Source organism: Nocardia violaceofusca NBRC 14427, from assembly GCF_963869435.1.
Classification (GTDB): Bacteria; Actinomycetota; Actinomycetes; order Mycobacteriales; family Mycobacteriaceae; genus Nocardia; species Nocardia aobensis.
In genome coordinates, this window is the sequence record NZ_CAWMPM010000025.1 from 101,990 (window position 1) to 114,336 (window position 12,347).

The following is a 12,347-nucleotide window of genomic DNA, read 5'->3' on the forward strand; positions in this document are numbered from 1 at the left end:
GATGTCCTCCCAGAGCTCGGCGGCGTTCGAGCAGTCTATCGATCTCGCGGCGCGGGCGCAGGCAACGAGCGGAACCGGCGAGTGCGCATCGGCGGAACCATGGCGGTCCCTCGCACGTCCTACATCTCAGGAGGCCGATTTCCGGTCGGGGACGGAGGGATTCATGAGCACCACGCAGGCCCGGGGGTTCGGGCGCACGCGCTGGACAGTGCTGTCGGCGCTGGTGGTGATCGGCGTGCTGGCAGCGGGTGTCGTGGTGGCTCTGCCCTGGTGGCACGATCGCACGGCCGCCATCGTGGGGCAGCGGCTGGACGATTTCCCGGATGTCGATGTGACCGCGCTGGATTCGAATCGGAGCAGCATCGTCACGGTGCTGCGCACGGAATACTCGCATCCTGGGGACGGGCCCAAATACGCACAGGGCGTGGATGAGCCATGGTGTGCCGATTTCGTCAGCTGGACCATGCGTCAGGCCGGGCAGCCGCTGTCCAATCCGAATTCCGGATCGTGGCGGATTCCCGGTGTGGCGACCCTGCAGGAGTATTTCGAAGCGAACGGCCGGTTTTCGGCGGTGGGTTCCGGATATTCGCCGCGCCCGGGCGACGTCGTGATCTATGCCCCCGGCAGTCCGTTCGGGCAGCACACGAATATCGTGCTGGCCGCCGGTGATCACACCATGACCACGATCGGCGGTAACGAGCGTGGCTCGGTGCGCATTCACCGTTACGACCCGGCGGGAATTGCCGGTATCGTCGGGTTCGGCCATATGTGAAACGTTTTCGTCCAGTGGCGTGCGATCTCGATCGGTGGGGATCTGTGTGTAGGTGATCGGTGGAGGAGTGGGAGCAGATGGCAGAGCCGGGCGCGCACGACGAGGCCGAATGGCTGGACTACGCCGAGTTCGGCGAGCGTTTCGTCGTCCACGCGGTCAATCGGGACCGGATCGAGGCCGCGGTGTCCGGGATGGCGGGAAGGGGAATGAGTATCGGGCCGTTCTCGATCGGCCCCGCGGGACTGGCCGGGCTGGTGGCGGAGGGCAAGGTCGGCAAGCCGGTCATCGCCCGCAGTGAACCGCACGTCACCTTCGAGGTCCGGGTGCCGGTGTCGATGCACCTCACGGTCACCCTCGGCGGGCAGCAGTTCCGGATCGAGGCCACCGTCGAGATCGACCTCACCCTGCACGCGCGGACCGCCGCTCCGCTGCTGATCGTCATCGACATTCCGCGGGTGCGTGCGCGCGATGTGAGTTTCGCCGTCCGGGCGGAGGCGGTCGGCGCCGCCGTCGACGTCCTGCTCGATCCGATCGCGACCCTGGTCCAGCGTGAGGTCGCGAGCCGGCTCAACGCCATGCTCGCCGATCCGGCGGCCCGGCGCGGGCGGGTGTTCGATATCGAGGCGATCATGAACGGCACCCGTTCGGAGCATGTGCTGCGTACGGACTTCGAATGGATCGAATACGCGGAGTTCGGGCGACGTTTCTTCCCGCTGATCGTCACCCCGGATCGGGTGCGCGACGTGGTGGAGGGGCTGGCCGGCCGCGCGGTCGAGGTGGGCCCGCTGCGTACCGGGCCCGGTGACGCGGCGACGGTCGAGGTGCGGGGGGCCGTGCGGATGCCCCGGCTGACTCGGCGGGAGGGCGACGATCCGGTGTCGTTCGATCTGACCATTCCGGTCGGGCTCGACATCACCGTCGACGTGCTCAAGGCGAATCGCTATCGCGCGGATGTGGAGGTCGGGTTGCTGCTGGTCGGGCGGGCCGCCGAACCGCTGCTCATCGTGATAGATGTGACGCCGCCGCACAGCGCCGACGTCGCCGTCGAACTGCAGGCCGAAGGATGGCGGGCGAAGGTGCTGGGCTCGGTCGGCAAGATCCGCCGCCAGATCGCCGCGCAGGTCGCGCAGGTCATTCGCGCCGAACTGGCCGACCCCCGGGGTCGCACCATCGACGTCGCCGGCCGCATCGATGCGGCCACCTCCTGACACCTGTTACTTGTGGTGTTGATGTGACCGGATTGGCCTAGCGGTTCATATGTGCATGTGGTGAAATGAGTCCACGTTCGAGGCTTCCGGCGCGTGGATGACAGCACTGTTGTCGTCGGGGAAGGCGCGCCGGACACGCTTGCATTCCACCGGTCCGCGGGGTGGCCGGCATCTGGTGAGATCTCTATATCGCTGCAGCGCGAAGGAGTTTTCGATGCGTTCCGTTCCGATGACCCGCCGCACCCTCTTCGGATATGCCGGTGCCGCCGCGACCGCCGCCGGTCTGGCCGCGCTCACACCCGCTGTTCTCGCGCCGCCCGCCGCCGCCGGCAACGTCCTCGGCACCCTGCTCGACTATGCCGGTGGCGTGCCCGACGCGGCGGCCATCCGCGCCGCCGGGCATGCCGGTGCGATTCGCTATGTCTCCGACCGGCGCCCGGGCGCGGAGTGGATGACCGGAAAGCCGTTGCGCGCGAGCGAGGTCGACGCGCTGCACGCGGCGGGGCTCACCGTCGTGTCGTGCTACCAATTCGGCAAGGGCGCCACCGCGGATTGGAAGGGCGGGCTCGAGGCCGGCAAACGCCACGCCGACCGCGGTCTGCAACTGCACCGCGAGGCGGGTGGGCCGGACGGGGTGCCGATCTACGCCTCCATCGACGACAATCCGACGCCGGTCGATTTCGCGACCCTCATCGCGCCCTACCTCGCGGGCTGGGAATCGGTGCTCGGCAACGAGAACGTCGGCGTCTACGCCAATGCGCCGACCATCGAACTGGCCAAGGTCGCCGGCCTCGGTTCCTGGTACTGGCAACACAATTGGGGCACGCCGAAGGGCTTCGTGCATCCGGCGGCGAACCTGCACCAGATCGAAATCGACGATCGCACGGTCGACGGCGTGGGGGTGGATGTGAACAACATCCTCACCGCTCGGTACGGGCAGTGGTGACTCCGCAGTTACCTACGTCTGGCAGTGGCAGGTGGGGTCGGCGACGAGATCGGGTTCGTCCGCGACGACCGTGAGCGTCGGCCGCGCCTCGGGTGCGTCGCGCACGCCCATCCACGACAGCAGCGACCAACGCGACAGGCCCGAGAACGCCGAGCCGAGGCTGAAGAACGAGCCGACGGAACCGACCGACAGCACCGATCCGACGCTGCCGATCGAGAGGACGGAGTAGGCAGAGCCGATCGAGAGGATCGACCGTTCGGACCGGAACGACAGGATCGAGCGATGCGATCGGGTGGACAACACCGATCGGTAGGACCGTCGCGACATCACCGAATGCCCGGCTTTACCGCGCCGGACGCGGGGCGCCGCGCCGGTGTCCGAGGTGGTGGGTGCAGACCGTTCGAGCTGATCGACAGTCGACATATCTAGCGGTCTACCACAGTCCGCGGCATCCCATGGCGCATTGACAGCAAACGGCCCGGAGTGTCGTCTCAGCGACATCTCCGGGCCGTCGAGAGCCTGAAATTCAGTGCTGCGGGCGTACCGCGTCGGGCTGCTGCACCACGTGTGCGGCGGGCACGGTGCCGGCCGGATTCACCGGAGCCGCGGCCTGGGAGGGGCCCGAGGCGACGGTGAACAGACCCAGCGTGGGCAGGAACGAGCAGGTGATCGGCGCCTGATCGGCAGCCGGCTGGGTGGTCAGGGAACCCGCGACCACGGAGATCACGCGACCCGGGCCGGTGTCCACGATGGCCGACAGGGTGGCCGGACCGTCCGGATTGATATGCGCCTCGTCGGTCAGCGCCACGGTGCCGCCGCGGTGGTTGTCCAGGTTGTACCACTGGACGGTCATCGGCGGATTCTGCTGCGGCGTCAGGCCTTTGGTGCCCAGCGCGGTGAAGACGAAGCCGGCCTGGCCGGCAGCCGGTCCGGGCGGGGGCAGTTCGGCCGGCCCCGGAACAGCGAGCGCGGTGCCGACGGAGTCGGAACCGGGGCCGATGCAGTTCTTACCGATGGTCGGATACAGGAACTGCGCGATGGCCGGACCGTTCTTCGGGATGTCCGGGCCGCCGCCACCGCTGCCGTCGAGGAAGGCGACGATGGCCTCCAGCGTCTGCTTGACCTGCGGCGGCAGACCGGCCCTATCGAGCAGCTGGATCGCCTGATCGAGGATGGTCTGAGCGCCCGGCGAGGCGATGTTGCCCGCCTGGGCGGCGGCGCCGACGATGGCCGGAGCCAGCGACGCGATCGCATCGACCGGAACGCCCTCCGGGACCAGCGGAACATCGGCGGCCTGGGGCTTGGGTGCCGGTTCGGCAACCGCGATCGTCGACGCGGCGAGTGTCGCGCCGGCTGTCAGGGCCAGCACGGACAATGCGAACCGCGTTCCTCTGGTGCGAAGCACTGGTGTTGCCGTCCTTAACCTCGGGGTTACCTCGTCATGCGATGCGAGAACATCGCGCGATGGGGGCATCGCTTCGCGACACTCTAAAGACAGTGCCGCCGTGTTGTACAGCCATGGGTGTGATCTTGCCTGCACCGCTCGGCAATTCCGATCACCCGCCCCGGCGCGTTATCAGACCATAATCCCAATGCAGTGTTACGCAAGTGAACAGTGATGCCCTTGTTACCTAAGGCGAGTCGGCAAAGAGGACGCGTACACGGGCGGGGCGTACGGTCGGTTTCGGCCCGCCTCGATTTTGGACTGAGCGGAGAGGGAAAAATCGAGGCCCAGGGGGGCCGAAACCCCGCCGGAGCGAAGCGAAGGCAGAATTACAGCCCGTGACCCGACACCTCCGTTTGGCCGACATCCGCGTGGCCGGGGCTGTTCTGGCCGTTTCGGTCGTGGCCCGTCTGGTGCTGATGTTCGTGCTCCCGCACGGCCTCGATGTGGTCGATCTGCGCGTATACGTCGAGGGTGCGGCCAATTTGGGCAGTGGGCATCTCTACGACTTCGTCTATGCCGACAAGACTCCCGATTTCCCACTGCCGTTCACCTATCCGCCGTTTGCCGCGGTGGTGTTCTATCCGCTGCATTTCCTGCCGTTCGGGCTGGTGACGCTGCTGTGGTTCGGGTTGATCGTGGTCGCGCTCTACGCCTCCGTGCGGATTGCCTTCGCGCTGTTGCCCGGTGCGGTGGCGGAGCCGAATCGGCGGGCGCCGGCGATGCTGTGGACCGCGCTGGGCCTGTGGTTGGAGCCGACGCGGACGACGCTCGATTACGGGCAGGTGAATGTATTCCTGCTGCTGGCGGGGCTGGCGGCGGCGTATTCCACGCGTTGGTGGCTGTCGGGGCTGCTGGTGGGTGTGGGGGCGGGGGTCAAACTGACCCCGGGGGTGACCGGCCTGTATTTCCTGGCGCAGCGGCGGTGGGCGGCCGCGGTGTGGTCGGCGGTGGTGTTCGCGGCGACGATCGGACTGAGTTTTCTGATTTCGTCGTCGGAGACCCGTACCTATTTCGGGCCGCTGATCGGTGACGCGAATCGCATCGGCCCCGTGGGTTCGGTGGTCAACCAGTCGCTGCGCGGGGCGTTGAGCCGCATTCTCGGCCACGACGCGGGGGCGCCCTGGTATCTGGCGGGGCATCGCGTCCCGTTCGGGCCGTGGTGGTTGGGCGCGGTGCTGCTGACCGCCGTACTGGCCTGGTTCGCTTGGCGCGCGGTCGCTTTCGACGACCGGCTCGGCGTGCTACTGGTGGTGCAGCTGTTCGGTTTGATGGTGTCGCCGATCTCGTGGTCACACCACTGGGTGTGGCTGCTGCCGCTGATGATGTGGCTGGTGCACGGTCCGCTGCGTTCGATCGCGGGGGCGCGGGTGGTGGCCGGGTTCTGGCTGGCGACCACGCTGGCCGGCATTCCGTGGATCCTGACCTTCTTCCAGCCGACGATCTGGGAGATCTCCCGCCCTGCCGTTCTCGCCTGGCTGGGGGCGATCTACGTCTTCGGCGTGGTGGCGACCTACCTGTGGATCGTCTGGGCGGGCGCGCAGCGCGGCCGGCCGGGCACGCCGGTATCGGTGCCCGCGGTCACGGCTGGTTCGGTGCGGGCGGGTTAGCCGTTCAGCTCTGGTCGGCGAGACGGTCGATCTGGCCGGCCAGCGCGAGGTCCTTGCGGGTGATGCCGCCCTCGGAATGGGTGGAGAGGGTGAAGGTGACTCGCCGCCACCGGATATCGATGTCGGGGTGGTGGTTGACCTTTTCGGCGGAGTCGGCCACACGTCGCACCAGTTCGATGCCGGCCAGGAACGACGGAGCCTCGACGGTTCGGGAGATGCTGCTGCCGGTGTGGGTCCAGGCGGGTAGTTCGCGCAACCCAGTGGCGATCTCGCTGTCGGAGAGCAATGGGGTACTCATACTCTCGGTTCTACCCCAGCGGTCGCGGCTCAGGCCGCACGCGCGAGTTTGAGAGCCTTTTTGAGATCTTTGCCCTTGACCCCCGCGGCCTGACACTTCTTCATTTTCGAGACCACGACAGGGCATTTCAGACAGCGCTTCTTCTTACGGCAGCACTTCTTCTTCGCTTTGAGGTGTGCGACCTCCTTGGCCTTCACCTTGCCCATGCGGCCCAGGGTAACCAACCATGATGCCGGAAACGGCGGCCGAGGCGTGTTTCGGTACTGTGTACCTGGCCGCATGTCCGGTGAGCCTTCAGGCGCCTGCCTTGTTCGGACCCGCTACGGCGCGGGTCGGCCGCAACCCATTCATTCAGCAGGAGGATTCAACGTGTCGTCTGTCGAGTTCCGCAATGTCGCCATTGTGGCTCATGTCGACCACGGCAAGACGACGCTGGTCGATGCCATGTTGCGGCAGTCCGGTGCCTTCGCCGAGCGTGCCGAGCCGGTCGATCGGGTGATGGACTCCGGTGATCTGGAGCGCGAGAAGGGCATCACCATTCTCGCCAAGAACACCGCGGTGCATCGTCATCACGGCGACGGCAGCGTCACTGTGATCAACGTCATCGACACCCCCGGCCACGCCGATTTCGGTGGTGAGGTCGAGCGCGGTCTGTCCATGGTCGACGGTGTCGTGCTGCTGGTCGACGCCTCCGAGGGCCCGCTGCCGCAGACCCGGTTCGTGCTGCGCAAGGCGCTGGCCGCGTCGCTGCCGGTGATCCTGGTCGTGAACAAGACCGACCGCCCCGACGCCCGGATCGAGGAGGTCGTCGAGGAGAGCCACGACCTGCTGCTGGATCTGGCCTCCGACCTCGACGACGAAGCGTCCGAGGCGGCCGAGCTGGCGCTGGACCTGCCGGTGCTCTACGCCTCCGGCCGCGAGGGCAAGGCGTCCACCCAGCGTCCCGAGAACGGCAGCGCGCCCGACGCGGAGAACCTCGACGAGCTCTTCGAGGTGCTGCTGAAGTACGTGCCCGCGCCGAAGGGTGACCCGTCCGCGCCGCTGCAGGCGCACGTCACCAACCTGGACGCCTCCCCGTTCCTCGGCCGGATCGGCTTGGTCCGCATTCACAACGGCACCCTGCACAAGGGCCAGAACGTCGCGTGGATGCACGGCGACGGCGTCAAGACCGTGAAGATCACCGAGCTGCTGCAGACGATCGGCGTCGAGCGCAAGCCGGGTGAGGAGGCCGTGGCCGGCGATATCGTCGCCGTCGCCGGCATTCCGGAGATCATGATCGGCGACACGCTCGCCGATGTGGACAACCCGGTGGCGCTGCCGCGGATCACCGTCGACGAGCCGGCCATCTCGGTGACGATCGGCACCAACACCTCGCCGCTGGTCGGCCGGGTGCAGGGCCACAAGCTGACCGCCCGCATGGTGAAGTCGCGCCTGGATCAGGAACTGGTCGGCAACGTGTCGCTGCGGGTGCTCGACATCGGCCGCCCGGATGCCTGGGAGGTTCAGGGCCGTGGTGAGCTGGCGCTGGCGATCCTGGTCGAGCAGATGCGACGCGAAGGTTTCGAGCTGACCGTCGGCAAGCCGCAGGTGGTCACCAAGCAGGTCGACGGCAAGGTGCACGAGCCGTTCGAAGAGCTGACCATCGACTGCCCGGACGAGTACCTGGGTGCGGTGACGCAGCTGCTGGCCGCCCGCAAGGGCAAGATGGTTCAGATGAGCAACCACTCCGCCGGGTGGGTGCGCATGGAGTTCATCGTCCCCTCGCGCGGTCTGATCGGTTTCCGCACCGACTTCCTCACCGAGACGCGCGGCACGGGTATCGCCAACGCGGTCTTCGACGGTTACGCGCCCTGGGCCGGTGAGATTCGCGCCCGCCACACCGGTTCGCTGGTGTCCGACCGTGCCGGCACGGTGACCCCGTTCGCGATGATTCAGCTCGCCGACCGGGGCCAGTTCTTCGTGGAGCCGGGCGCCGACACCTACGAGGGCCACGTGGTGGGCATCAATCCGCGCGCCGAGGACCTCGACATCAACGTCACCCGCGAGAAGAAGCTGACCAATATGCGTTCGGCCACCGGCGACGTGCTCGAAACGCTGGCCAAGCCGCTGCAGCTGGATCTCGAAGGCGCGATGGAGTTCTGTGCCGCCGACGAGTGCGTCGAGGTGACCCCCGAGATCGTGCGCGTGCGCAAGGTGATTCTCGGTGCCACCGAGCGCGGCCGCGAGGCGTCCCGCCGCAAGGCCCGCGACCGCGCCGCCCAGAACGCGTAGGGCACACACCGCTGAGAAACTCGGAGGCTCACGTCCGGAAGACGTGAGCCTCTGTCGTTCCGCGGGGGAGCTCTTCCGAGATGCGCACCTCTGTGAAATGCGCAGGCCCGCGATCACCAGTAGACCGACCAGGCATACATCTACGAGCCGTACACCATGGTGGGTCTCGGCCCGCCTCGATTGTGGACTGACGGAGCGGGGGAGCGAAGCGGAGGAGCGGAGGAGGGAAAAATCGAGGCCCAAGGGGCCGAAACCCCGCCGAAGCGAAGCGGAGGCCAAGAACATTAGAGTACGAGCCGTGATGTCGGGAGTTCGAATGCGTGCAGGGCGGCGCGTGGTCTTGGTGCTGATGCTGGCGCTCGGGGTGCTCACCGCGTGCACCGCCAATCCGCCGCCGCCGATCGAGAGCACCGACAGTCCGAAGACGACCCCGGCGACGCCGACGAAGTCCACGGTGGTGGTGGCCGTGGACGATATCGGGATCGGATTCAATCCGCATCTGCGGTCGAATCAGTCGCCGGCGACGAATGCCGTTGCCTCGCTGGTGTTTCCGAGTCCGTTTCGTCCGGTCCCGTCGCCGACGGTGCCGGGGGGTACGGATTGGGTTCCGGATGCGGCGTTGATGGTGTCGGCGGATGTGACGCCGTCCGATCCGTCGCAGCCGGATCTGTTCACGCTGACCTACAAGATTCAGAATCAGGCGTCGTGGTCGGACGGTGCGCCGATCGCGGCCGAGGATTTCCGGTATCTGTGGCAGCAGATGATCAGCCAGCCCGGGGTGGTGGATCCGGCGGGTTACCGGTTGATCAACGATGTGAAGTCCTCGGAGGGCGGCAAGACGGTCACGGTGACGATGAGTCAGCCGTATCCGGCTTGGCGGCAACTGTTTTCGGATCTGCTGCCGTCGCATCTGCTGAAGGACGCGCCCGGTGGATTTCAGCGGGCGCTCGCCGTGGAGCGTGGCCTGATCGATCAGAATCCGATTTCCGGCGGGCAGTTCCGGGTGAAGCAGGCCGATGCGGGCCGCGAGGAGATCCTGCTCGAACGCAACGACCGCTACTGGGGTACTCCGGCGGTGCCGGATCAGATTCTGTTGCGGCGTGGCGGCACTCCGGCGCAGCTGGCCGAATCGCTGCGCGCGGGTGACGCGCAGATGGCGCTGGTGCACGGCGGTGTCGCGACGCAGGCGCAGCTGGCGGCGATCCCGCAGGTACGGACCGCGATCATGCCGCAGGCGCGGGAAATGCAGCTGGTGCTGAACGGGCGGAACGGGGATCTGTCCGATCCGCGCGTGCGCCACGCGGTGCTGGGTCTGCTCGATCCGGCGTTGCTGGCCTCGGTCGGCGCCGAGACGGGTGCGTGGGTGGATCCGGTGCGGGCGCAGATCCTGGCCCCCTCGGATCCGGGGTATGCGCCGACGGCGCCGCCGCGGCCGTCTCCCGATCAGGCGTTCGGGCTGCTGGCCGAGGCCGGATTCGGCCGTGCGCCCGAGACTCCCGCATCGGGCAATCCGACGACGTCGCCGGCGCCGCAGCCGCGCCCGGTCGCCAAGAACGGCCGGACCCTGACGATCCGGATCGGCGCGGTGGACAAGGATCCGACCACGCTGGCGGTCGCGAATACCGCCGCCGACCAGCTGCGCAGCGCCGGAATCGATGCGTCGGTGCGCAGCCTGCCCGCCGACGAGCTCTACGGCAAGGATCTGGCGGACGGGACCGTCGACGCGGTGGTCGGCTGGGAGCGGGCCGGAGAGGATCCGGCGACGATCCTGTCCTCGCGCTACGGCTGCCCACCGGTGGCCGCGCCCGGTCAGCAGGACACGTCGCAGATCGATGCCATCCGCAAGGCGCCGAGCAATGTGTCGGGGATCTGCGATCCGTCGCTGCAACCGCAGATCGATGCGGCGCTGCGCGGTGTGGATGTGCCCAAGGCGATCGGTGACGCGGAGCCGAGGCTGTGGGATCTGGCCACGGTGTTGCCGATCGTGCAGGACACCGGTGTCGCCGCGGCGAGTTCGCGGATGGACGGGGTCTCGCTGAGCGGTTCGATCCAGGTCGGGATCTTCGGCGGTGCGAGTACCTGGCGGCGGCTGTCGTGACCGGAACCGGCGGTCTGGTTCTGGTACACGCCCATCCCGACGACGAGTCGATCACCACCGGCGGCACCATCGCGCACTACCGGGCCCGCGGGGTTCCGGTGACCGTGGTGACCTGCACGCTCGGTGAGGAGGGCGAGGTCATCGGGGAGCAGTGGCAGCAGCTGACCAGCGCCCACGCCGATCAGCTGGGCGGGTTTCGCATCCACGAGCTGACCGCCGCACTGGCCGCCCTCGGTGTCGACGCGCCGCATTTTCTCGGCGGGGCGGGCCGCTGGCGCGATTCCGGGATGAGCGGGACGACCGCGGATCCCCAGCCCATGGTGCCGACGCATCCGCGTGCCTTCGTCGATTCCGGCCCCGCCGCGGTGGCGGAGTTGAGCGAGGTGCTGCTGCGGCTGCGCCCGCGCGTGGTGGTCGGCTACGACCCGCGCGGCGGCTACGGCCATCCGGACCATGTGCGCGCCCATCGGGTCACCATGGACGCGGTGGCCGCGGCGGCTGAAAAGGGTTGGGACACACCGAAGGTGTACTGGACGGTGACCGATGCCGACGTACTGCGCCGGCATACCGAGGCCTTGGCCCGCCGCACCGTCGACCGCCTGCCCGGGGCGCTGCCGAGCGGTTGGCGGCTGCCGGCGGTCGGCGAGCTGGCGTGTGTGGCGAGTGAGACGGTGACCACCACGATCGACGTCTCGGCCGTGCTGGCGGCCAAACGCGCCGCCCTGCGCGCACATGCCACCCAGGTCACCGTCGCGCCGTCGGGCCGCGAATTCGCGCTGTCGAACAACATCGCCCAGCCGGTACTGCCGGAGGAGCATTACGTGCTGGTGCGTGGGCGTACCGGGCCGGTCGGCCCGGACGGACACGAGGACGATCTGTTCGCCGGACTGGATTGACCGCGGCAGCCGGCCCTCGGGCTGGTCGAATCATGGGTGGGTCGGCTTAGACTGCTGGGCATGTACAACTGGAGCCTGCAGGACGCCATCGTCGCGTTCGTCGAGAGCCAGAAGCCGAACTGGCAGGCGCAGCACGATCTGTACCTGTCGGTGCTCTACGGATTCGTCGATATGCAGAGTCATCTGTTGACCCTGCTCGGCTTCCCGCCGGTACCGTGACGGCCGCGACGACCAGCCGGACCGCCTATGTGCCCGGCGGGTCGAAGTATGCCTGGCCGGTGCTCGGCGGCGTGCTGGCCGCGGTCCTGGTGTTCGACGGGTTGCTCTCGGTGGTGCTCGAGGTGCTGTATCTGCCGCTCTACATCGGCGCCACGCCTTTCCCGATCGCAGCCCTCGTCGCCGCGGTGGTGAACGTGCTGCTGGTGCGCGGGATGGGTGTGGTCGTGTCGCGCCCGGCCGCGATGGGCCTGCCGGTGATCGCGTGGCTGTTCGGATTCCTGATCTGCTCCACCACCGGGCCCGGCGGCGATGTGCTGCTGACCGACTCCTGGACCTCGCCGCTGCTGCTGGCCTGCGGCATCGTGCCGGTGGGTTTGTATCTGTTCCGGCGGGCGTTCCTGCGTCCGAAAGTCACCCCCGCCACACTCTGAACCGGTGCCGGTCGTCCGGAAGGTCTTGCCGGAAAGAGATATCGGCGAACGGCTGTAGCGGGCCGGAGGGTCGGTTAGTCTCTCAGGCGTTATCTGTGGTTCTGCCGCCCGGCGGGTGGTGTGGTTAGGAAGTGGGGGCCGGTTGCTCAGCTGG

At 67.9% G+C, this 12,347-nt stretch carries 12 protein-coding genes and 1 pseudogene; 9 read left to right on the forward strand and 4 right to left on the reverse strand.

The features are described 5' to 3' along the window. Window positions 1–163: 163 nt before the first annotated feature. The 3 genes from AC5592_RS21065 (at window position 164) to AC5592_RS21075 (ending at window position 2,926) form a co-directional block, all read left to right on the forward strand. On the forward strand, window positions 164–772 hold the full coding sequence (locus AC5592_RS21065; RefSeq protein ID WP_051024946.1) for a CHAP domain-containing protein: 609 nt from the start codon (window positions 164–166) through the stop codon (window positions 770–772). A 77-nt stretch (window positions 773–849) separates the two neighbouring features. Beyond that, window positions 850–1,980: a hypothetical protein gene (locus tag AC5592_RS21070; protein WP_063065209.1), complete on the forward strand. Its 1,131-nt coding sequence runs from the start codon at window positions 850–852 to the stop codon at window positions 1,978–1,980. 214 nt (window positions 1,981–2,194) lie between these two features. Next, on the forward strand, window positions 2,195–2,926 hold the full coding sequence (locus AC5592_RS21075) for a DUF1906 domain-containing protein (RefSeq protein ID WP_063065210.1): 732 nt from the start codon (window positions 2,195–2,197) through the stop codon (window positions 2,924–2,926). Between the two features lie 12 nt (window positions 2,927–2,938). On the opposite strand, the gene AC5592_RS21080 is transcribed toward AC5592_RS21075, so the two are convergent. Further along, window positions 2,939–3,253 (reverse strand): hypothetical protein, encoded by a 315-nt coding sequence (locus tag AC5592_RS21080; RefSeq protein WP_036504900.1) that lies wholly within the window; start codon window positions 3,251–3,253, stop codon window positions 2,939–2,941. Window positions 3,254–3,452: 199 nt separating this feature from the next. Next, on the reverse strand, window positions 3,453–4,331 hold the full coding sequence (locus tag AC5592_RS21085) for an Rv1157c family protein (protein WP_232329476.1): 879 nt from the start codon (window positions 4,329–4,331) through the stop codon (window positions 3,453–3,455). 347 nt (window positions 4,332–4,678) lie between these two features. On the opposite strand from AC5592_RS21085, the pseudogene AC5592_RS21090 reads away from it, so the two are divergent. Next, window positions 4,679–5,980: pseudogene (locus AC5592_RS21090) on the forward strand (mannosyltransferase); the annotation flags it as partial. 4 nt (window positions 5,981–5,984) lie between these two features. On the opposite strand, the gene AC5592_RS21095 reads toward AC5592_RS21090, so the two are convergent. Beyond that, the gene (locus tag AC5592_RS21095) at window positions 5,985–6,278 is read right to left on the reverse strand and encodes a 4a-hydroxytetrahydrobiopterin dehydratase (RefSeq protein WP_036504880.1); all 294 of its coding nucleotides are present in this window, start codon (window positions 6,276–6,278) and stop codon (window positions 5,985–5,987) included. 29 nt (window positions 6,279–6,307) lie between these two features. Then, a complete protein-coding gene (locus tag AC5592_RS21100; protein ID WP_086007288.1) occupies window positions 6,308–6,484 on the reverse strand; it encodes a hypothetical protein in 177 nt (58 codons plus the stop codon). 163 nt (window positions 6,485–6,647) lie between these two features. Between AC5592_RS21100 and typA the strand changes: the two genes are divergently transcribed. The 5 genes from typA (at window position 6,648) to AC5592_RS21125 (ending at window position 12,193) form a co-directional block, all read left to right on the forward strand. After that, a complete protein-coding gene (gene typA / locus AC5592_RS21105) occupies window positions 6,648–8,549 on the forward strand; it encodes a translational GTPase TypA (RefSeq protein ID WP_036504878.1) in 1,902 nt (633 codons plus the stop codon). 316 nt (window positions 8,550–8,865) lie between these two features. Beyond that, the gene (locus tag AC5592_RS21110) at window positions 8,866–10,647 is read left to right on the forward strand and encodes an ABC transporter family substrate-binding protein (protein ID WP_232329477.1); all 1,782 of its coding nucleotides are present in this window, start codon (window positions 8,866–8,868) and stop codon (window positions 10,645–10,647) included. After that, on the forward strand, window positions 10,644–11,543 hold the full coding sequence (gene mshB / locus AC5592_RS21115; protein WP_232329478.1) for an N-acetyl-1-D-myo-inositol-2-amino-2-deoxy-alpha-D-glucopyranoside deacetylase: 900 nt from the start codon (window positions 10,644–10,646) through the stop codon (window positions 11,541–11,543). The genes AC5592_RS21110 and mshB overlap by 4 nt, the downstream gene beginning before the upstream one ends. A gap of 60 nt (window positions 11,544–11,603) precedes the next feature. Further along, complete coding sequence (locus tag AC5592_RS21120; protein ID WP_167331885.1) at window positions 11,604–11,762, forward strand: hypothetical protein; 159 nt, start codon at window positions 11,604–11,606, stop codon at window positions 11,760–11,762. Then, the gene (locus AC5592_RS21125; RefSeq protein ID WP_083871212.1) at window positions 11,759–12,193 is read left to right on the forward strand and encodes a hypothetical protein; all 435 of its coding nucleotides are present in this window, start codon (window positions 11,759–11,761) and stop codon (window positions 12,191–12,193) included. The genes AC5592_RS21120 and AC5592_RS21125 overlap by 4 nt, the downstream gene beginning before the upstream one ends. The last annotated feature ends 154 nt before the right edge of the window (window positions 12,194–12,347 follow it).

Bases quoted from the DNA above. Each gene is read 5' to 3' on its own strand.
- AC5592_RS21065 (WP_051024946.1), top strand. From the start codon at position 164: ATGAGCACCACGCAGGCCCGGGGGTTCGGGCGCACGCGCTGGACAGTG.
- AC5592_RS21070 (WP_063065209.1), top strand. From the start codon at position 850: ATGGCAGAGCCGGGCGCGCACGACGAGGCCGAATGGCTGGACTACGCC.
- AC5592_RS21075 (WP_063065210.1), top strand. From the start codon at position 2,195: ATGCGTTCCGTTCCGATGACCCGCCGCACCCTCTTCGGATATGCCGGT.
- AC5592_RS21080 (WP_036504900.1), bottom strand. From the start codon at position 3,253: ATGTCGCGACGGTCCTACCGATCGGTGTTGTCCACCCGATCGCATCGC.
- AC5592_RS21095 (WP_036504880.1), bottom strand. From the start codon at position 6,278: ATGAGTACCCCATTGCTCTCCGACAGCGAGATCGCCACTGGGTTGCGC.
- AC5592_RS21100 (WP_086007288.1), bottom strand. From the start codon at position 6,484: ATGGGCAAGGTGAAGGCCAAGGAGGTCGCACACCTCAAAGCGAAGAAG.
- AC5592_RS21110 (WP_232329477.1), top strand. From the start codon at position 8,866: ATGCGTGCAGGGCGGCGCGTGGTCTTGGTGCTGATGCTGGCGCTCGGG.
- AC5592_RS21120 (WP_167331885.1), top strand. From the start codon at position 11,604: ATGTACAACTGGAGCCTGCAGGACGCCATCGTCGCGTTCGTCGAGAGC.